Below are 21,776 nucleotides of genomic sequence, written 5' to 3' on the forward strand. Positions count from 1 at the left end.
CAAGTTTCTGCGAGATACCCCCATTTTACCACCACTGCCAGAATATTCCCAAACAATAATTCCCTAGATATAATAAAAAATTACTATTATAATATAAATTAATGTATTTAATGGAAAATCTATGTAACTTTTTGCCGAGAAATAGCTGGTATTTATCCGAATAGGAGGAAGCAGAATGAGTATTTATAGTATTGTGTTTACTAGTATTCTAGTTGTAATCCTTATCTGGAAAACGTATAAATTATTCAAAAATAAACGGAACAGCGGTGACTTCGAAGGGATTGACGATGAATTGGTGATTATGCTTAATGAAGGTGATTCCATTGGCTAAACAGGCCGTCCAGTTATCAAAGAAGAAGCGGACGAAATATCGTTTTCAAAAGCTGAAAATGTGTAAAAAATGCAATCGCTATTCCGTCCTTAAGGATCAGAACTGCTCGAAATGCGGCTCCGCATATGTTGGCATCGATAGATTAGTCAAATCGATTTTTAAAAATCGTTTATTTACGGAAGCAATGTGGATTTTAATGATTGTCAGCATTGGCATTGTTGCTGCGCCAACGGTTCAAACATTGTATTATTCCTTAGTCGCCGGTTTAATTTTTTGTATCAGTTATGTCGTCTTGACGTTCGTCTTCATGAAAAGTGAGTTTTTCATCCAGCTCAAAAGGCTCCTCAGGGCTGATTTCAAAAAAATCCAAGCCGGGATCCAGTTTGACAGTGAGCTAGCCAAAGCGGATGTCAAAGAGGACCGGCTCGCTCCTGCCTATGAAAAGCTCCGCGAGATTGGCGATTTTATTAATAGTGATCAGCTAAAAATCCGCCGCGTGATGGTATTGAACGAAATTATCCTTAGAAGTGATATGGAGCTTGAACTTGAACCGCTTATTCCTTCATCTTATGATAAGGATTTTGTGCAATATGCCCTTGAGGTGCTAAGAATTAATCGGACACTGATCACGAAGAAGTGCATCGCCTATTTTATTCACTATCGTGATGCGATTGTCATCGACTTTGGGATGGATTCGCTCATTGCTGTTGCCGGGACAGCATTACGAATGAAATTGTACATCGTGGAATTCTCTGGGTTTATAGAGGAATTTCTTGAATACTTTCCAAAGGAACGTGTCCTTCGGCTTTGCAATATTCTCTATTCCAATCCCGATGTGGATTGGGGCGGTCTTAGCGAAAAGGCAAAGCAATTGGTAGCGATGAAGTATCATTACGACCCCGATTTCAAGCGGTTTGTCTCGTAGAAAGGACATAAGTGCCATGTTTAAATTGACGGTTTATAAAAAAGTGAATATGTCCCGGAATTTTTTCCTGCTCATTTTGATTTTTCTGCTTGTGCTTGTCGGTGGCAAAATTATCATGGCCCATGAAAAAATCGCGACCTATAAGGAAGCAATGCAGTTATATAACTCGGGGAACTTACGGGCCGCAGAAAAGAAGTTCCGGGCAGCAAAGCTGAATGTAGTAGTCACAGATCATAATCAGGATATCAATCAAAAGCTGTCGATTCTTTCACCCATTCGCGAAGTAATCGAAGATTTAGATGAAAAAGCCGCTGGCTATTACAAGCAAAACGACCTCGACAAACTTGTTGATATGTACAACCGCTGGCAGGAGAGTCGGAAGAAATGGGTGTCAGGCACCGCGATTCAAAAGCAGATGTATGAAGAAATGGTCGCGTTTACGAAGCTTGATCAGGATATGCTTGGTTATTTTTCAGAGATTAAGCAGACGAATCTCGCGAAATTACAAAATTATTCACCAACGAGCAGTGCTGAAGAGGAAGGTGTTTTTAACAGCTTGAAACTGGTGCCTGCAGAATATTACGATGGCGATACTAAAAAAACGAAAGAAATCCAAACTGTTTTCCAAACCTATTACTCGGGCAAAATGAATAAATTAACCGCAGCAAACGCTCCGGTTTTCGATATTACTGCCGAGGGAGAGCGCCAATACGGGATGCTCACCAAGTTTTCGATTGATTCCCGCTGGCTTACAGACACGCTTGACAGTCATTTGGTCCATGTCCTATCTGCGGCCCTTGCGAAGAAGGATTATCCTACCTTTGCCGAGCAGGCAAACACCGTCAAAAGACTATCAGGAAACATGGGAGCGGCTAAAGTTTTCCCGTTTATTGAAAAATCAAAGACTGACTTACTTGCCAATGCAAAGAAACTCGTCTCGGGAAATAAGTTCGCGGATGCCATCAGCATTTATGAAGCGTTGAGACCATTAGAAAATACTGATCAGCTTCTCGCCAATGCCAACATCGCATGGGATAAATACGAACCGATTCGCGTCCTCCAGCGGCTGTATCCTGGTAAGGAATTTCCTAATTTCGTGAACGCGAAAAACAAATGGGGAGCAGACAGTGTGATTGCGGCCATCTCCAAAGACGGCGAGATTTATCTTGGCAAGCTTAAGGGGGAAGAGGCGATGGTGGTGACCGAAGGAAGTATTCAGGGTTCCGCGACGATTAGTAAGCTTGTCTTCCAAAGCAATTTGAGCCAATCCGACTATCCGGTAATATACATTGAGGCAAAATCTTCGGAACGGAAACATCGCTATTTAGCTTATGAAGTCCGCGCCAATTCGATGGGGAAAATTCTTGATGTCGAAGCGGATAATCTAACCATTGAAGCGAGAAATGTTTTATTAGCTGATAATCCGACCGGTTCCGGAGCAGGTCAGCTGGCCTACTATGAGCCGGTCAGCGACGGAGACTATCAGTTTACAAAAATAAAAGTAGACTATGTCGATATTTCTGTTAACGATATTGCCCAATACTACGGGAAAAAGGTCCGCTTCACTGCCTTTAGTACCGCGAATCAAAACGGCGGTGCCCTGGTAACTTTATCGGAAACCTATAACTATAGTACCAACAGCTGGGAAAAAACCTATCTCTTATTAAAGGGGCAAACAACACTGATAATCTACAGGGATTATACCGTTATCGGAACGTTTACTAGCTACACAAACATTACCGATGATTATGGCGAACAAATACGCGTCCCCGTCTTTCAGATTGAGAAAATTGAATAATAGCAAAGGCCGGTCTTTCTGAGAGACCGGCCTTTGCTATTATTCTTCTGAACTTGACAGCGGGATAAAATGATTGAAAATCCCGATTGAAGTGACTTTTCCCATTCCTATCTCAGTGAAATCCGTTTTGTAGATGGAAAAAATAAAATAATCCTCTTTTGTTGTTCCTGCATCAAAAATGGATTTCCCGGAAAGTGTTAGAATGCCTTTTTCCAGCAGTGTTGAAGACTTATCGATTGTCTTGTGATTAATCCATTCGAGATAGTCTGAACGACCAGGATTTGTTGCTGATAAAATATAGATAGCCGCGACCACGAGAATGATGGAAAAAAGACGCTTCATTTAGCCAATCTCCTATTCATTAAGTTCTCATCTGTTAATTTTTATATAATAAAGTATAAATTGGAGGCGGGTTTTTGTAAATAACCTCGGCGGCTTAGGGACAAAGTTTGGGATAATTGTAAAAAGTATTACAAAAAGGTGAACATTTCTATTATAATATTGTAGAATTAAAGAAAGTGGGTCTTATCGCCTATTCACAACTTACTAGAGAGAGGAAGATTTAGATGCAGTGTCCAGTATGTTCACATCATAATGAGGGAGGGAAATTCTGCGAGCAATGTGGGACAAAATTAGAAATTGCTTCCTACCATGAAGCCGCTCCAACAGCTGAGCCAACTATGAATCAAGCGCCAAACTATACAAGCCATCAGAGTTACCAACAGGGCAATCAACAGGGTTATCAACAAGGTAATCCCCAAGGCTACCAACAGGGTAATCAACAGGGCTACCAACAGGGCCATCCCCAAGGCTACCAGCAAGTGAACACACAACCAAACCAATATTTAGAGGGCGCTAAAAATATTTCCAAAATGTATTTTGGCTACTTTATGGAGGTTTTGAAAAAACCTTATGCCAGTTCAAAATCAGTAGGTGCAGAGCACTTTACTAATGCCATTATTACCATTGTTCTATATTCATTAATCATTCCATTAATGTTGTATTTTATAATCAAAAGCTTTGCCGATTCCATGTTTGGTCGTATAGGTCAAATAAGTCCGCCATTCTTAGAAACCGTTATTTATCCAACTTTTACTTATGCGATCTTTATTCTTTTAGTAGCAACGTTTGCCTTTGCGGCCGTTAAGTTAGCAAAAGTGAATGCTTCCTATAAGGAGGTTATTTCGCGATTTGGTTCATTCCTTATTCCGTTCTTAGCCATCCTTCTTATTGGATTTGTCTTGGCAATTTTAAAAGCAAAGGTTATATCTGTCATTTTCCTGGTTTTGGGCTTTTCAACTGCCTTATTGATCGTACCAACATTAGTAATTGCGAGCTTTAAGAAGGATACTCAAGACGGGTTAGATGTCATTTACGGAACTTTGTTCACTTATATTCTAACGTGTATTACGATTGCGATTATGGGGGAAATGCTCTTCGAAAGAATTGTATCTGCAATTGAGGATGCCGTACGGTTTTTTTAAAAAATAAAAGCTTGATAGGAATTCCCTATCAAGCTTTTTATTTTGCTAATCATTATCCATCGGAATAACGTCCTCCGCCGGGACATCATTGATCCAGCTGGATACATATTGCTTTGGATTTTCGTTTTTCAATTCTTTTACATGTTCATCATCAAAACCATAGGAATCCGATCTGTTATTGAGTAACCATTTGTTACTTGTTTTATCATAATATAGTTCAAATTCAAAGGTTGTGGTATTTTCCTCCAATTCTGGAGTTTCATTATAATAAAATTTATCATCCATATAGCCTGCTTCTGCTTCGACCGTCACAATCCAGTTACCATCCTCGTGATAGAGGTGGAAGGAATCTAAATCAAATTTTGTATTTAGGTGTGATCCTTTATAGATATAACCATTCGACTTATTATCTTTGGCCTTTTCCATCTTTTCATCCTTATAGGTTGCAGTGGCTGTTGTTAATTTACCTGCATCTAGCGTTGTAAAGGCCTCAAGTTCATCATCGATGCTCTTATGAATTGTTTCCATCAAGTTCTTTTGCAGCTCCTCATTCACAAAGCTGACTGTCATTTCTTCACTATCAATCGCGACTTCATCTGTTTTTACTTTCCCCCATGGAAGCTCTGCCTCGACAGCCATTTTCATTGAACCATCGGTAAGAATTGGACCGAAAGTCGGGTTCTTAAAGAGGTCAACACCAACATCCTTGCCATTAATAAAAAGTTTTGCGGTACCAGTGTTTGTATCAGGCAAATCTACCGTTACATCACGACCATCTAAGTATAGATCCTCAACCTGCTTATCAGAGGATAACCTGAATTCATCTTTCGTTTCTAAAGCGACAAACTTTGTTTTTAGCGTGGCCTCAGCTGTATGTAGTCCAGGAACAAAGGGACCAAAGGTTTTTTCGAAATCTAGTTTGTTAGACGTGCCCACCTTTTTCCCGTCGACAAATAACTCCGTATCTTTATAGTTTGTTTTTAGCGTTAAATAGACTGATTGAATATCCAGTTTATAATTATCGTAAAATAAAAACTTTCCATCCTTCTTCAAATTAACGAGGTCATTGCCTGCCATATCTTCGAAAAATCCTTCATACAGCGATTTAGCATCTTTCCCGGCAGATTTATCGATAAGTGTAGATTGGGCTCTTAAATCTGAAACGATTTCCTTTGCTAAATCAGGATTTTTATTAAGATATTTCATTAAGCCCGAAACAGAATCCTTGTTAATTTCCAGCTTTTTATCGGATGAAGAAAGCAGGCTGGCCACCTTTTGGCTATCTTTTTCGATTAAGGCATTTTCAAATTTTTCGATTAAACGATCCTTTGAAGTCAGCGTTTCCCCTATTTTGTATCCGCCGAATAAAACAACAATGGCAATCCCTGCCGCTATTAACTGCCTTTTCTTTTTCTTTGTCATCGTCTGTTTAGCAACAGGAGCCGGCGAAGGACTCATACTTGGCTGCTTATGATTCTGTTCGCTAATAGTTGTACCACATTCCTTACAAAACTTTGCGGAGTCCTCGAGCTTACTGCCGCATTCCTTACAAAACTGCATTTTTTAACCCCCAAAAAATGATTATTATGGTAATTGTTATAAACACCATAAAGAAAGTATAAATCAGAAAATAGTATTGGAAAATACTTTTTAAAAAATAACTAGGTTAAATGGACTAGTTATTAATAGTTCAGTGGTCCGAGAGTTTTGGGAAAAGTATTGATGTATTTTTGGTTCTGGAATAAAGCGGAAAAAATATATTGGTGAAAATCGACATTGGATATGTTAAATTATTACTATTATAATCTTGTAATTACAACACAAGGCTCGTGCAAATAAATTTGAAGGAGACAACATAGTGACAAGAAAATGGAAGTGGATGCTTTGCTGTTTCCTTTTCCTGCTGTTTTTAAATGGGATTGGGCTACTTGCGGTAACTATTTTAAGAAGATAGATTGACCAAATAAAACTAGCAGGGAATGACGTTATGACAACGAATTTAACAAGACCGATTTCAAAGAAGCTGCTTTTTTCCATCCTTGTCGTGACCATTGGCGCAGAGGTTCTGCTCTATCTAACCAGGTACAGTTCAATGGCAGGCACCCTGTATGATGCCCTTATGGTGTCCTCGTTTTTTATCGGCTGGAAGCTTTACCGGCGTCTCGGCAGTCCAGGGGACAAAGCGAAAACAAGACGGCAGCTAACGCTTCAATTCACAGGTGCTTTTCTGATATTTTTTCTTGGAAGTACAGTGATTAATGTGTATTCAGCGAACACCTTCCAGGACTTTAGTGATCATTATGAACAGTATGTTCATGATTATGCCGATATGCAGGCATATGACCCCGGAGATGAAGAAACGACGACAGAACCGGTTTGGGCCTTTTTTGAAAAGGTAGATTTGGTGGGCTACGATATTTTCGCAGACACGCTCGCAGGTTTAGAAGAGGTTTGGCGGCTGGCCTATATCATTCTCTTCCTCTTGTTATTTAAAAAGATTTTCCGGAAGCGCTGGGAGAGCGGCCGAAGAGACATGTTCCTGATGGCGGCCCTATTTCTTACCACCATCCTGTTTGGCATCGATCATACACTAGATTCCGCGCAGCCATGGTCAATCAAAATTGGCTCAATCGTCACGTTCGCCAACATGGGGCTCTTATTTGGCTTAATCCTATTATGGACACGAAACCTCTGGGTAACCGTTCTTGTTCACGCCCTTTACGATATAACCGCCACGCTGTCATGGTATTATGTCGAATACGCCGTCGAACTATTTGCCCTTGCCGTACTCGTTGTCCATCTAATCCTATTTACGCTGGAAAAAGTGCATCAAAAACGATTAAACCGGGAGTTGCAGACGATTGAGCTACAGCAAACGACCGAAGTATTACAAAACGCCGAATAACCAATCGCCGAACATAGAAAGAGCTGACGCCATTATTGCTAGCGTCAGCTCTTTTTTAATTAATTTGATAGGATTTGGAATTAATCCAATATTGAACCGTTCCGTCATCCTTGACAACGTATTCAATTTTTTCCCGATCAAATGCTTTTAGTAAACTATCGGCGGCTAATTCTTGCTTCACATCCAGCTCAATTAAATATTTATTAAGCCGAACCGGGTCAATATTTTTACCTGCTAGATAGCTAACAATGGTAAGTCGTTGTTCCATCGCAGCAATCATATCCTGATGATGGTTTTTAAAACTGGCCGGGGCCTTGACTTCCATTTCCTTAGATAAAAACTTCGTTTGTACTTCTTGGGCCTCCTGATCAAGATTCCTTTTTTCAAGAATGTCATTCAGTAATTGTACGCTTTGCTCGGAATAATTTTGCTCGATTGTTAAGTAGGAAACGATCTCTTCATGATTGGAAAACGAAAAATGTATGATCATAAACGAACAAAATAACAGGACTCCAATTAGCGAAAGAATCCACTTTTTTTTCGAAGGTTTGCTGGCAGGTGAGCTGCATTCTACTTCCTTATGGAAATGGCCCTTTGCATGCAGTTCCTCCAGCTCCTGCTTCACTTTTTGTTGGGCGGCTGTCAGCATCTTCAGCCCTCCGTTTGTAATAGAATGGAAAGAAACTATTACTATCGTACTACAAAAAGTGACAAAAAATCTATTAATTCTCAATTTTTTTTACAGCCCCTAAAATAAGGGGCTGCTGCAAATAGGTCATCCTTATTGGATATCTTCGGATTTAATCGTGGTGGTCTTGTCGAGCGAATATTCTCTCAAGCCGAAATCTTCTGCTTCAAGTGTATAGATTGATTCGAAGACCATATGCTTATTAGGACTGTCTTGGTAAAAAATATTATATTCTTCTCTTGTCGTCACTTTAAAACCTGTTTCTGTTGCCTGCATATCAAGAATCTCAACATTGACGAATTCCTCAGTGATGCCCTTTTGTTCTAAGTGGGCAATGTATTTCTCCGTCTCAGCATATGCAGGTCCTGTCGGTGAAAGGTAGGATGAGATCATGCTGAAGTCTCGGCTATTAAACGCTTGAACCGATCTGGAAACATATTCACTCATGAACATATACATTTGCTCTTTAGGACTTGCATTTGGCGCATAACGAGCCAAGACGTCCATCACACGGGACTTTGCCGCTTCCTTTTCCTGTTCTGCTGCAAGTTCCTTGAATTGGAGATTCACCTCGCCTTCCCTTTCAATTTTTACCACATTACTTTTAATTGCCCCGCTAGCGCGATTGAGGACAGCGTAGATTTCAACAGAACCATCAGTAGACACCGGACCAAAACTATCGAAATTGCCTGTTTTCAGCCCTGTCTTTTTCCCATTAGCATAAATATCGGCATCATCACCATTGGAATAGATGGTGACATATTTTCCATCAAGTTCAAGCGCAGCCGTGACGATATTATCGCTGGCTTCCTTGAAATCCACTGCAGTCTCGGATGTCAAGGTGACATATTTACCAGTGTAAACACCTTTAAGAGTAAGGCTGCCTGGTAATACCTTTCCAAGTGTTACCTCTTCACCTGGCTTTTTCAGGAGCTTGCTCTTGCCATTAAAGGGAACCTTCGTGTCCTCTAGATTGCTGCTTGCTTGGACTGTGAAAGGGAAGGCTTTGATAAAATATTGTTTATAAAGCAAAAACTTTTTCGGGCCCTCGACAAGTGTGACCAGTTTGTTTTCAGCACCATCAACAATCGGAGAAAACTCTGTTCCAGCAGCCTCTTCCTTGAGATCTTTGATAATCTGTTCGAAATGATTGTCTTTTGTTAAAAAAGCCGCATAACCTTTCAGTTCCTCTTCGGAAAGCTGTGCGTCTGTCCCGCTTTTTTCAAGAATCGCTCGTAATGATTGGTAGTCCTTTTGAGTAACAGCATTTTCAAATTCTTCAACCGCTTTTTCCGCAGTGAATTGCTTTGATACATATAAATGGGCGCCAATTAGGCCTGCGGCGAGGATAAGTACAATCGCAAGCACCCATTTCACCGGTGTGGAAAGTGATCCTTTTGCCCCATGGCCAGACCTCATTTGTGGCTCCGGCGCAGTTACAATTGTGGTCTTTTCCCCACCACTGCTTGGTTTTGAAGCGGTTCCCGCCTTGGTGCCGCAGTTTTTACAAAATGCTTGGTGCGGCGATAATTGATGACCGCAATTTCGACAAAATGACATTTCAACTTCTACTCCTTTTAAATATAAATACCTATTTATCATAATATAAAACTACCCAGCTTAACATCTTTCTTTTTACTAAAGTTCCCAAAAAGTTAGGTAAATAGGTTTAGGTAGTTTGCCTCCTTCTGATAACTAGAAACAGGGACAGTTATTTTTTCACAATAAGACTGTTATTCTTTAAAAATCACATTTAGAAGGATTTTATCAAGTATACGGTCGGGAGCCGGCAATCTGGTCAGTAAGGAATGGCTCCCCTCGGCGATTTTTCTATCATTTCCTACAAAAAAAAGTGCAGTAATTCCGGCTTTTTCTGACATCGATGAATATAAAAACTACGACTATTTTCCAAAAAACCACTGGAATGCCCCTTTTGAACCGAACCCAACAATCGACATAGGTCAATTTGTCGAATATTGCGAAATATTTTTCTTCGTTTCCCGAATTAACTATTGACCTATACAAGGAAAAAATACTAGAATTATATTTGTATATTCCGACTTTTCTAATAAAAAGTGGGTCAAATATACGATCTGATAGGTTGATAGTTAAATTATCTATTACCATTTTAATAGGGGGGAAATCATTAATGAGCAATAAGAATCACAATAAGCAACGCAAAATTGCTACATACGCTTTAGCGTCAGCTCTAGTATTGTCGAACTTCAGTTTAGTGTCTCAAGCATCCGCATCCACGACCTATAAGCCTGGGGATATAGAAGCAAAAATTCAACAATTAAAGCAGCAGCAAATCAGGGATTCCTTTAAAAAGCAAGCAGCAGCAAAAAATTTAAGGGCAGACCTAAAAGCTACAGACAAGGTTCGTGTCATCGTAGAGGTTGATGGACAAACTCCTGTTGAATATGCAACAAAAGAGGGGAAATTGTACAAAGAGTTGTCTGAAGATAAAAAGTCTTCACTCACTGCTAAAGCTGAAAGCCAGCAAAAGTCAGTGAAAGACAAAATCAAATCTAAAGGTGTAAACATTAAATTTAAACAAAATTTCTCAACTGCCTTTAACGGATTCAGTGGTGAGATTGCATATGGCGATCTAGGTAAAATTGAATCAGTAGCTGGAGTTAAAGGTGTTTATTTAGCAAACGAATATAATCGTCCTAAAGTTGAACCTAATATGAAAACGAGCCATCAGTTTATCGAATCTCGTACAACATGGGAGAAAACAGGATATAAAGGCGAAGGAATGGTTGTTGCGGTTATTGATACCGGTGTTGACCCATCCCACCGCGATTTTAAATTAACAGATACTTCTAAAGAAGGCTTAACCAAAAAGGAAGTTGCTAAATCTGTTGCCGACAATGGCTTAAAGGGTAAATTTTATACGGATAAAGTGCCTTTCGGCTATAACTATTATGATGGAAACGATATCATCCTTGATTTAGGACCTGGTGCAAGCATGCACGGTATGCACGTTGCGGGTACGGTTGCGGCAAACGGTGACGAAGCTAAGGGTGGTATTAAGGGAGTTGCTCCTGAAGCGCAAGTCCTTGCGATGAAGGTATTCAGTAATGACCCAATTTATCCATCTACTTGGTCAGACGTTTATCTTGCTGCGATTGATGACTCTATTAAACTAGGCGCTGATGTTCTAAACATGAGCCTTGGGGACGTCGCGGCATTTTATCAAGAAGATAGCGCAGAGGATCTTGCCATTCAGCGTGCCACCGCAAATGGAATCGTTTGTGCCATGTCTGCAGGTAACTCAAACCATATCGGTGATGGCTGGGATAATCCATATGCCAAGAACCCTGATATTGGTGTAGTTGGTGCACCAAGCTTAAATCCTGATGGTATTTCTGTTGCAGCATCTGGTAACGAAGCCTACTTGTTCGAGCATAATGTAACTGTTGATGGTCTTGCTGGATTCACAAGCGTTGGTAAAGGTATTGATGACTGGTCGAAGCTAGTTGCAGACAACGGGGGTAAACTTGAACTCGTTAGCCTTGGAGGTAAGCTTGGTTCTCCAGAAGATTACAAAGGCGTGGATGTAAAGGGTAAAATCGTTCTAGTTCCCCGTGGGACGCTAACTTTCGTTGATAAAACAGTTAATGCTGCAAATGCGGGTGCAGCGGGTATTATTGTTTATAATGCAACAAATGGATTCTTTTATGATAATCAAGGCGGCTGGGATGTTCCATTCTTGTTGATTTCCGGTGCTGAAGGAAATACGCTCGAAGCTCAGGTAGCTAAGGGTAAAACATTTATTAACGTTGCACAAGCAAGTAGGAAGGAAAGTCCAGAAATGGGCCGTATGACAAGCTTTACTTCATGGGGAACAACACCATCCCTTGAGCTTAAGCCTGAAATTACAGCTCCTGGTGGAAATATTTATTCGACTGTCAATAATGATAAATACACAGTTATGAGCGGTACTTCCATGGCATCTCCACATGTTGCCGGTGGCTCTGCGCTTGTTCAGCAATACTTGCAGTCAGATAAACGATTTAAAGATTTATCTGTTGCTGATCGTACACATCTCGCAAAGGTATTATTAATGAACACAGCAAAAAATATTGATGACCTAAATGGCCAACCGTTCTCACCTCGCCGTCAAGGTGCTGGTATGATGCAAACGTATGCAGCGGTGACAACCCCTGCTTACTTTGTCAATAAAGCAACTGGCGATGCGAAGGTAGAATTGAAGGACTTCCAATCCAAGAAGTTTGAAATGACCTTCACTGTGAAAAATATTTCTAATAAATCCGTATCTTATAAAGTCAATACGGATGTATTAACAGATACAATTCAAGATTTTGCGGATGGCAGCCCTGAATATAATGCCTTAATTGCCGGAGATCTAAAAGGGGCAAAAGTGGAAGCTCCTGGAACCGTAACGGTTGCAGCTGGTGCGACGAAAGACTTTACTGTTAAAGTTGATTTTGCAAACGCAAAAATTCCTGGTCTTGACGCCGATGGTAAAAAGACGCTATTAGATTTAAGAGAAAATATTTTTGTTGAAGGCTCAGTTACACTTGAAGGAACAGACAAAGATACACCTAACTTAACGGCTCCTTATGTAGGCTTCTATGGCCACTGGGATGCACCAGAAGTTGTAGATGGATTTACAGCCCTTGGTGAAGAGCGCTATTATGACTTAGAATATTACTTTGGTGAAGGTGCAACAGATATTGTTATGGATAAAGAAGAGTACTTTACTTCTGCTGTTCCTGAAAAGAACTTTATTGCGTTATCACCGAACGGGGACAACTATGCCGATAGCATTAATCCGCTTCCAGCCTTCTTAAGAAACGCTAAAGAAGCACAATTCAATATTTTGGATAAGAACGGAAAGCAGCTAAAGCGACTGAAGTCAGAATCGGATGTTTATAAGAATGCGTTTGATGGCGGCTCAGGTGATCCATACTCCTATAAAGCTGACCGTGTTTGGGATGGTAAAATCAACGGTGAAGCAGTGAAGGATGGTTTGTACTATTACGAAATCAAAACAGTAATTGATTATGCTGGAGCTAAATGGCAATCTAAGAAAATTCCAGTATATGTAGACACCACGGCGCCAAAGGTTAAGTCAACATTTGATGCTGAAAAATCAACTGTCTCTTGGGAAACAACCGAAGATGGAACAGGTACGGAAGGGTACTTGATCTTTGTAAATGGTGAGAAGGTTGCTGCAGTTGATGGCAAGACAACTTCTTACAAACTTGAAGGGGCACCGGATAAAGCAATAATCCAAGTTGTTGCGTGGGATTATGCAGGTAACTACGGTTACGATACCGCTGCCATTGGCGATGTCGAAAGTCCATTGATTTTCATCACTGACGGTACAAAAGACGCAAAAGGTGGGTATGTAGCAAATTCACCTGAGCCATGGGGTGCCTATGATACAAAAGAAGTAGCTGTAAAAGGATTTGTATCCGATGATATCGGCTTAAAAGCATTGAAAGTGAATAAAAAAGATGTTGAATTTAAGAAGGGGGCAGATGGAAACTTCCACTTCGAAACGACTGTTACCTTTGATAAAGATGGTCTTTATGATGTCCAAGTAGAAGCAACTGATCACTCGAATAAAGTATTCTCTGTTGCCCGCAAGGTTTATGTTGATACAACAAAGCCAGTGATCAATGTGAATGCTCCAGTAAGAGTAGATAAGAATGTTGACAAAGTTACCTTGAAGGTAAATCTCCAAGATAACTTCAACTACTTAAACTTCTACGTAGGTGAAAACCACGAATTTGAAGTACCGCTTGTTAGCCCAGTGGACGTATTAAAACCATTAAGCAAGGATTACCAAGTAACTGTACCACTTAAAGAAGGTGAAAACAAAGTTACTTTGAAAGCCACTGACCTTGGTGGAAACGAAACGGTTAAAGAGGTTGTTATTAAACGTGCCAATGCTGAACCATCCGTATGGAAACTTGAAAACGGATCTTGGTTCTACTATGTTGATAGTAAAAAGGCAACTGGCTGGGTACTCGATGCCGGCAAATGGTACTACCTTGCTAAAGACGGCAAAATGCAGACTGGCTGGGTGAAGGACGGCAATACTTGGTATTTCTTGAATAAATCAGGTGCAATGGCCACAGGCTGGTTATTAGATGGCGGCAAGTGGTATTTCCTAAATAAATCAGGTGCAATGGCTACAGGCTGGGTGAAGGACGGAAAAACTTGGTATTTCCTAAATAAATCAGGCGCAATGGCCACAGGCTGGCTATTAGATGGCGGTAAGTGGTATTACCTCAATACTAACGGTGCCATGGCCACAGGCTGGAAGTATGTAAACGGCAAATGGTATTACCTCTATAGTTCAGGTGCAATGGCAGCTAACACAACAGTTGACGGCTATAAGCTTGGCAAGGACGGAGCTTGGATTAAATAAGATTAGTTCCTTCTATTATTAATGCGAACAGATTTCGATCTGTTCGCGTTTTTTTTGACACCACCCCGCCAAAATTTCGCTACTATTTCCTATTATTCTACTTAAAAACATTGACCGTTTTCCTTCACTCTACTAAAATTGGATTAGCGTTTAGATTTTTCCTACAATTCTGGAAACTGTTTGCTAGATTGAAATAATTTGAGCTGCTATTTATTTAGAGGGGGAAGCAAAAGTATGAGCCTAAAGTCATGGGAAAAGAAAAAGAAGATGACTTCATATGTGTTGGCATCAGCGTTGGTTTTATCCAATCTCGCTTACGTGGCACCAGTTGCGGCAGCATCGCCAACACCAACGGCAAAAAAAGATTACGCTTCAATGGTCAATCAGTTTAAACAACATCTAAAAGTAAATAATCGCCACAAGCTCAGCGAGAAGCTTAAAGACAAGTTCAAAGCGACAGATCAGGTCCGGGTCATTGTCGAAGTAGAAGGACAAACACCCGTTGAGTTAGCGACAAAGCAAGGGAAACTGTACAAGGATTTATCAGAAAGCATCAAAGACTCCATGGCTGTTAATCTTGAAAAGCAGCAGGCCACAGTAAAGGACAAAATTAAGGCCAAGGGAGTTAAGCTTAAATATAAAAACAATTTCTCAACTGCCTTCAACGGGTTTAGCGGTGAAATCACATTTGGCGATATGGACAAACTTGAAGCAGTCGAAGGTGTAAAACACGTTTATTTAGCAAATGAATACAAGCGTCCAGTAAAACCTGACCTGAAAACAAGTAAATCATTTGTTCAAGCACCTGAAACTTGGGCAGATGCAGGCTTAAAAGGCGAGGGAATGGTAGTCGCTGTCATCGACACAGGGGTGGACCCGAGTCATAAAGACTTTGTTTTATCAGATGCTTCAACAGCCGGATTAAACAAGAATGATGTTAATCAAATTGTCAAGAAGGATAAATTAAAGGGAAAGTTTTATACCAAAAAAGTACCATACGGCTATAACTACTTCGACCAAAATGACACGATCATTGATAAAGGATATGACACTGGCATGCACGGGATGCATGTAGCCGGAATCGTTGCCGCAAATGGCGACGAAGAACATGGCGGTGTTAAGGGGGTAGCTCCGGAAGCACAGGTTCTGGCGATGAAGGTATTTAGTAATGATATTCTTTTCCCTTCCACCTGGTCAGATGTGTACCTCGCAGCCATTGATGATTCAATCAAGCTTGGTGCCGATGTATTGAACATGAGCCTTGGTGAAGTGGCTTCATTTTATTCTAAAGATAGCGCAGAAGATGTGGCGATTACAAGAGCAACCAATAATGGGATTGTGTGCTCAATGTCGGCCGGAAACTCAGGAACGATTTCATATGGCTGGGGGAATCCGTTCTACAAAAACCCTGATATCGGAGTCGTTGAAGCACCGGGATTAAATCCGGATGGAATTTCCGTTGCAGCGGCGAATAATATTTCAACCCTATACCAGCATGCGATCACGGTTGACGGATTCACTGGTGTTGGTTATGGGACGGACGATTGGACGAATGTGGCAGCTGAAAATGGAGATTTACAAGTAGTCAGTCTAAACGGAGGATTTGGTGATTGGGAAGATTATGAAGATGTCGATGTCATCGGCAAGGTGGTTCTTGTTCAACGCGGTGAAATCTCATTTGCGGAAAAAGCATGGATTGCCGCTGAAGCAGGTGCTATCGGCATTATCGTCTATGATACCGGAAGCTCAACATTCTATAAAAACCAAGGCGACTTTGATATTCCGTTTATGTTGATTTCGAAAAAAGAAGGTCAGTCGCTGGAAACAACAATTGCATCCGGACATACTTCTTTGAAAATCAAGCAGCTAAACAAACAGCAAGACCCTGATTCAGGAAGAATCACTGAGTTCTCCTCTTGGGGAACAACACCTGGCCTTGAGTTAAAACCGGAAATCACAGCACCAGGCGGGAAAATTATTGCAACCTTAAATGATAACCAATATGGTGAAATGAGCGGTACATCAATGGCGGCTCCACATGTAGCCGGCGGCGCAGCCCTAGTCCAGCAATACCTGCAAAAGGACAAGCGCTTCACAGGTCTTTCTGTCAGCGACCGGACCCATTTGGCAAAAACATTATTAATGAACACGGCAAAAATTATTGACGATGCCAATGGCCAGCCATTCTCACCAAGACTTCAAGGTGCAGGGATGATGCAGACCTACAATGCGGTAAAAACACCTGTATATGTTGTCAATAAAAGCAATGGCCAAGCAAAAGTAGAATTAAAAGACTTTACGGCGAAACAATTCACGATGACGCTTTCTGCTAAAAACGTTTCAAAGAAAGATGTCACCTATACAGTAAAAACCAATGTATTGGCAGATACCCAAAAGCAAAATAAAGATGGGGAAGCTACTAATGCCCTAATCGCCGGTAATCTTGAAGGGGTAGTCATTGACGGTCCGGCTAAAGTTACCATTCCAGCCGGAGCAACGAAAGATATTACCATCAAGGTGGATATTAGTAAGGCAAAGGTTTCTGCCATTGACACGAAAGGGAACAAAAAGACCGTTGCCCTTAAGGAAGATATGTTTGTTGAAGGCTTTGTTAGATTAATAGATGCCGATAAGAATGTTGCCGGCAAGAAAGAACTAAGCCCTGACCTGACCATTCCATATGTTGGCTTCTACGGCAAATGGGACCGCCCATCCATTCTTGATGGCTTTAAAGATTTTGGAGAATCACGCTTCTATGATCTTCAAGGCATGTTTGATTGGGAAGATGAGGACGGCAATGTAGATGAAGTCCCTGTCCATGATATGTTGTCAGATGATTGGTTCACTGAGCCTGTTCCTGACAAAGGTTTCTATGCCATCTCACCAAATGACGACTGGATGAATGATGATATCAATGTTCTTCCGGCCTTTTTACGAAATGCGGCCGAAGTCCAAATTAACATTCTAGACGGTAACAAACAATTACTTCGTCGTGTGAAATTGGAGAAGAACGTATTTAAGACCTATTTTGATGATGGGTACGGATTGCCATTCTCCTATAATTACGATCGCACTTGGGACGGAACTGTTAAAGGTCAAGTGGTTAAAGACGGTTTATATTATTACCAGGTGAAATCGGTGATTGATTACAAAGGGGCCGGCTATCAAACAAAAGACATTCCAATTTACGTTGATACAACTGCACCGGAAGTAACCGCAAGCTTTGACCCGAACACCTCTCGTGTCAAATGGAAAACGGTTGAGAAAGGTTCTGGAGTCCAGGCCTATGGTATTTTTGTAAATGGGGAATTTGTTGACGAAGTGTCTGGTGATGAGAAAAGCTATAAATTAACCGATGTTCCGGAGGGATCTTCGATCGATGTCCTGGCCGTTGACTATGCGTATAACTTTGGCGGGGATACTGTTACTTTTGGCGAGGTAGAAGGGGACCCAATAATTATCAATTTTTCAACCATGCCATATGGTGCCTATAACTCGAAAGAAGTTCCTGTTTCAGGTTATGTCTTTAATGACGTAGGATTAAAATCATTGACGGTTAACGGAAAAGAGACCAAATTCACCCATACAGGACCAGGAGGGTATGAGTTTTCAACGACAACAACATTTGCGAAGGATGGTTACTACGACGTCATCGTCAAGGCTGTAGATAAATCGAACAACACATCATCGATTTCCCGCAAAGTGTTTATTGATACGACTGCACCACAAATCAATGTGAGTGCACCATCGGTTGTTCCAGAAAAGACCGATAAAGCTACCCTGAAGCTTAACCTAAAGGATAACTTCAACTATCTTTCATTATTCGTTGACGATAATCATGAATATGAAAAAGCAATCGTCGGGCCTGTAGATGTTCTGAAACCTGCCAATGATAATGTTGAAGTAAAAGTAGCGCTTAAAAAAGGCATCAATAAAATTACCTTAAAACTTCTTGACCTGTCAGGCAACGAAACATTCAAGGAAATCGTGATCAACCGTGCCAATGTCACAGGCTGGAAGCAAGAAGATGGTTCATGGTACTACTATAAAAACAGTGTCAAAGCAACCAAGTGGTTTAAGGAAGGCAATAAATGGTATTACCTTGGCCAAGACGGAAAAATGCAGACAGGCTGGTTAAAAGACAATCACAAATGGTACTACTTAAACAAGAGCGGGGCGATGGCTGAAAACCAATGGGTCCTTGACCGCGGCAAATGGTATTATCTTGGCACCGGCGGCGCAATGAAGACCGGCTGGGTTGCCCTTAAAGGCAAATGGTACTATCTTAACGCAAACGGTGACATGGCAACAGGCTGGAAACTGGTTGGCGGAAAATGGTACTACCTCAACGCAAACGGCGACATGGCAACAGGCTGGAAGCTAGTTAGCGGAAAATGGTACTACCTCAACAACTCCGGTCAACTGGCCGTCAACACAACCATCAACGGCTACAAAGTAGACAAAAACGGCGTATGGATTAAATAATATTGGTGCCTGACACCTTCTTCCATTAAAAGGGAAATGGTGCCTGACACCCATGTAGGCGGGCAGAGCAATCTGCCCGCCTTTCTTTTATAAGGGCTGTCAAAATTACTTAAATCGACATGTATTTCAAATTTTAGTTGAAAAATTGCCACAAAATGAGAGAATATAAGAGTAATAAAAAATAGTTTAAGAGAGAGAGAACTTTTCTGGGAGGAGAAATAGTGAAGAAAAAACGTATCGCAGCTTTCGCTTTGGCATCCATGCTGTTTTCTTCAACAGCTTCCGGTGTTAGTGCAGCTGGTAATTATACATGGAAGTATCAAAACGATAATTGGTACTATCTGACCTCTGCAGGCAAGACCGTAACCGGCTGGGTCCTGGATAATAAAACCTGGTATTTTCTTGGCAGTAATGGTGCCATGAAGACAGGCTGGCTGTTAGACAAAAATCGCTGGTACTTTCTAGATAAAAAAAGTGGTGCGATGAAAACGGGCTGGCTGAAAGACGGTAACACTTGGTATTTTCTCGATTCAAGCGGTGCAATGAAAACAGGCTGGCTGCTTACCGGCAATACGTGGTACTTCCTTCAGCCAAGCGGCGCGATGAAGACAGGTTGGTTATTAACTGGAGGAAAATGGTATTTCCTTACCGCTAGCGGCGCGATGAAAACGGGCTGGTTAGCCAATGCGAATAACTGGTATTACCTTGATTCTAGCGGTGCGATGAAGACAGGCTGGATTGAAGACAAAAACGTAAAATATTACCTAAAGCCAAGCGGTGAAATGATCACAGGACAAAAATACATTGACGGTGAGCCCTACGTTTTTGCTAACTCAGGGGCATTGAACACCAACCCAATCACTGGCTGGTTCCGTGATGGCTCCATTGTCATCTACTTCGATAAAGATGGCAGCAAGCACAAAGGTTGGTTAGTCGACGGGACAAATAGGTATTATTTTTCCCAGGATGGCATTATTCAAACTGGATGGCTGACGGAAAAGAATAAAAAGTATTTCTTTGCCGAAGACGGAAAGATGCAGGTTGGCTGGATCCTCGATGAGGGTAAACGCTTTTTCTTCGGGGCAGATGGGGTTATGAAAACCGGCCGCTTGACAGATGGTAATAATACCTATTACCTCGGAACTGATGGTACGATGTACACGGGTTGGCTGACTGAAGGAAATAAAAAGTATTACTTTGGTTCAGATGGAAAAATGCAAAAGGGTATGCAAACCATTGATAATCAAATCTATTATTTTGGAACGGATGGCGTGTTGCAAACAGCTGTCGGCTGGAAGCAGATTGGAACCAAGTGGTACTATTTTGGAAGCAACGGCGCTGCCCATAAAGGCTGGCTGACCGATGGCGCGAAAAAGTATTACCTCGGATCTGACGGTGTAATGGTGACGGGCTGGCTCTTAGATAATAACAAATGGTATTATATGAACAGCAGCGGAGCGATGGCAACAGGCTGGATTGTAGTCAATGAAAAACGATATTTCATGAACAATGCTGGCATTATGCAGACCGGCTGGTTAACCGAAAAAGGCGCAACTTATTATTTGAGTAACAGCGGCGCGATGATAATTGGCTGGCTGGACTTGGATAACAAGAAGTACTATTTTGATCCAAATGGAAAGATGGTAACCGGAGAGCAAGTTATCGAAGGTAAGCTCTATAACTTTTTCGAAAATGGCGTCTTAAATACTGGACCGGTTATCCAAAAAACCAATTACAATCTTACTTTTGAGCAAGTGCTTGATCTCGAAATGAAGCAAAGTCCGCAAACAGATAAATATAGAAATAACAAAGCATTTGTTAGTTCAGATTTTGTTTTACAAGATGCAAAGGATCCTAAGAAGGGTGTCGTGACAGGGACATCAATTAATGTTCGTGAAGATACAAATAATAATGCCTTTGTTTACGGAACGCTGAAGCAAGGGGCGCAGGTAACGATTGTTTCACAAGTGGGAACTTGGTATGAAATTGCGTATGTTACTTGGCGGAATGCAAAAACGACGGATGTTGCTTATTATTTGAATCCAACTACCTTTAGCCCAACAGATCCAGAGTACTTCCAATTCCTTCTATTAAATAAAAGTGCGGGAACAACGGCTCAGGATTTAAATGCCAAAGTCCTTATTGGAAAAGGCATTTTAGCAGGAAAAGGAGAGGCATTCCTGAAAGCAGGCAAGCAAAATAATGTGAACGAGGTTTACCTTGTCGCTCATGCCTTGCTTGAGACTGGTAATGGGACATCCAAACTATCAAAAGGTATTGTTGTTGATACTGTAGATGGGAAGAAGCTGGATAAACCCGTGACTGTTTATAATATGTTCGGTATTGGTGCAATTGACAGCTGCCCTGAAACATGCGGAGCGGAAACCGCTTATAAGAAGGGCTGGTTTACACCTGAAGATGCCATCATCGGCGGAGCTGAATTTATTGGAGCAGGCTATATTAATGCTTCCACACCACAGAATACCCTTTATAAAATGAGATGGAATCCAAATGTACCGTGGCATCAATATGCAACCGATATTGGCTGGGCGGTAAAGCAGGTAAATAATATTAAAAAAGTCTACGATTCATTAAGTTCGTATACTTTGTACTTTGATGTTCCAAATTATAAATAAACCTAAAAAAGGGCTGTGCAGTCAAATGCGCGGCTCTTTTTTATTTTCATTTAAAGAGGCAAATACTATTCCTATTGGAAACTTTTTTATTTACAGTTTGATCTTGTTACGC

At 41.1% G+C, this 21,776-nt stretch carries 12 protein-coding genes; 8 read left to right on the forward strand and 4 right to left on the reverse strand.

Going from position 1 to position 21,776, the window contains the following annotated elements:
• Nucleotides 1-175 precede the first annotated feature (175 nt).
• Genes AA980_RS27170 through AA980_RS07830 form a run of 3 tightly spaced genes read left to right on the forward strand, consistent with a single transcriptional unit; the run spans nt 176 to nt 3,054 of the window.
• Nucleotides 176-331, forward strand: coding sequence for a hypothetical protein (locus AA980_RS27170; protein WP_156351169.1), 156 nt, complete (start codon nt 176-178; stop codon nt 329-331).
• The gene (locus AA980_RS07825; RefSeq protein WP_024027468.1) at nt 309-1,256 is read left to right on the forward strand and encodes a hypothetical protein; all 948 of its coding nucleotides are present in this window, start codon (nt 309-311) and stop codon (nt 1,254-1,256) included. The genes AA980_RS27170 and AA980_RS07825 overlap by 23 nt, the downstream gene beginning before the upstream one ends.
• Nucleotides 1,257-1,272: 16 nt before the next feature.
• A complete protein-coding gene (locus AA980_RS07830) occupies nt 1,273-3,054 on the forward strand; it encodes a hypothetical protein (protein WP_024027469.1) in 1,782 nt (593 codons plus the stop codon).
• Nucleotides 3,055-3,093: 39 nt separating this feature from the next.
• Here the strand turns inward: AA980_RS07830 and AA980_RS07835 are convergent, their stop codons facing one another.
• Nucleotides 3,094-3,396 carry a DUF4359 domain-containing protein gene (locus AA980_RS07835; protein WP_024027470.1) on the reverse strand — a complete coding sequence of 101 codons (303 nt, stop codon included), beginning with the start codon at nt 3,394-3,396 and terminating at the stop codon, nt 3,094-3,096.
• Nucleotides 3,397-3,620: 224 nt separating this feature from the next.
• Between AA980_RS07835 and AA980_RS07840 the strand changes: the two genes are divergently transcribed.
• On the forward strand, nt 3,621-4,538 hold the full coding sequence (locus tag AA980_RS07840) for a zinc ribbon domain-containing protein (protein ID WP_024027471.1): 918 nt from the start codon (nt 3,621-3,623) through the stop codon (nt 4,536-4,538).
• A gap of 45 nt (nt 4,539-4,583) precedes the next feature.
• On the opposite strand, the gene AA980_RS07845 is transcribed toward AA980_RS07840, so the two are convergent.
• Entirely contained in the window at nt 4,584-6,098 is a 1,515-nt protein-coding gene (locus AA980_RS07845) for a zinc ribbon domain-containing protein (RefSeq protein WP_024027472.1), read from the reverse strand.
• Between the two features lie 427 nt (nt 6,099-6,525).
• On the opposite strand from AA980_RS07845, the gene AA980_RS07850 reads away from it, so the two are divergent.
• Nucleotides 6,526-7,443, forward strand: coding sequence for a CPBP family intramembrane glutamic endopeptidase (locus tag AA980_RS07850; protein ID WP_047771443.1), 918 nt, complete (start codon nt 6,526-6,528; stop codon nt 7,441-7,443).
• Between the two features lie 55 nt (nt 7,444-7,498).
• Here AA980_RS07850 and AA980_RS07855 read toward each other — a convergent pair whose 3' ends face one another.
• Nucleotides 7,499-8,092 (reverse strand): hypothetical protein, encoded by a 594-nt coding sequence (locus AA980_RS07855; RefSeq protein WP_024027474.1) that lies wholly within the window; start codon nt 8,090-8,092, stop codon nt 7,499-7,501.
• Nucleotides 8,093-8,224: 132 nt separating this feature from the next.
• On the reverse strand, nt 8,225-9,691 hold the full coding sequence (locus AA980_RS07860; protein ID WP_024027475.1) for a zinc ribbon domain-containing protein: 1,467 nt from the start codon (nt 9,689-9,691) through the stop codon (nt 8,225-8,227).
• A 589-nt stretch (nt 9,692-10,280) separates the two neighbouring features.
• Between AA980_RS07860 and AA980_RS28125 the strand changes: the two genes are divergently transcribed.
• The 3 genes from AA980_RS28125 to AA980_RS25715 all read left to right on the forward strand — a co-directional run bounded on the left by AA980_RS28125 (nt 10,281) and on the right by AA980_RS25715 (nt 21,664).
• A complete protein-coding gene (locus AA980_RS28125) occupies nt 10,281-14,543 on the forward strand; it encodes a S8 family serine peptidase (RefSeq protein WP_024027476.1) in 4,263 nt (1,420 codons plus the stop codon).
• 234 nt (nt 14,544-14,777) lie between these two features.
• Nucleotides 14,778-19,028, forward strand: a complete 4,251-nt coding sequence (locus AA980_RS28130; protein ID WP_024027477.1) for a S8 family serine peptidase — start codon at nt 14,778-14,780, stop codon at nt 19,026-19,028.
• A 221-nt stretch (nt 19,029-19,249) separates the two neighbouring features.
• Nucleotides 19,250-21,664 (forward strand): glucosaminidase domain-containing protein, encoded by a 2,415-nt coding sequence (locus AA980_RS25715; RefSeq protein WP_024027478.1) that lies wholly within the window; start codon nt 19,250-19,252, stop codon nt 21,662-21,664.
• The last annotated feature ends 112 nt before the right edge of the window (nt 21,665-21,776 follow it).

It is taken from the genome of Neobacillus vireti (assembly GCF_001026695.1).
Lineage (GTDB): Bacteria > Bacillota > Bacilli > Bacillales > Cytobacillaceae > Neobacillus > Neobacillus vireti.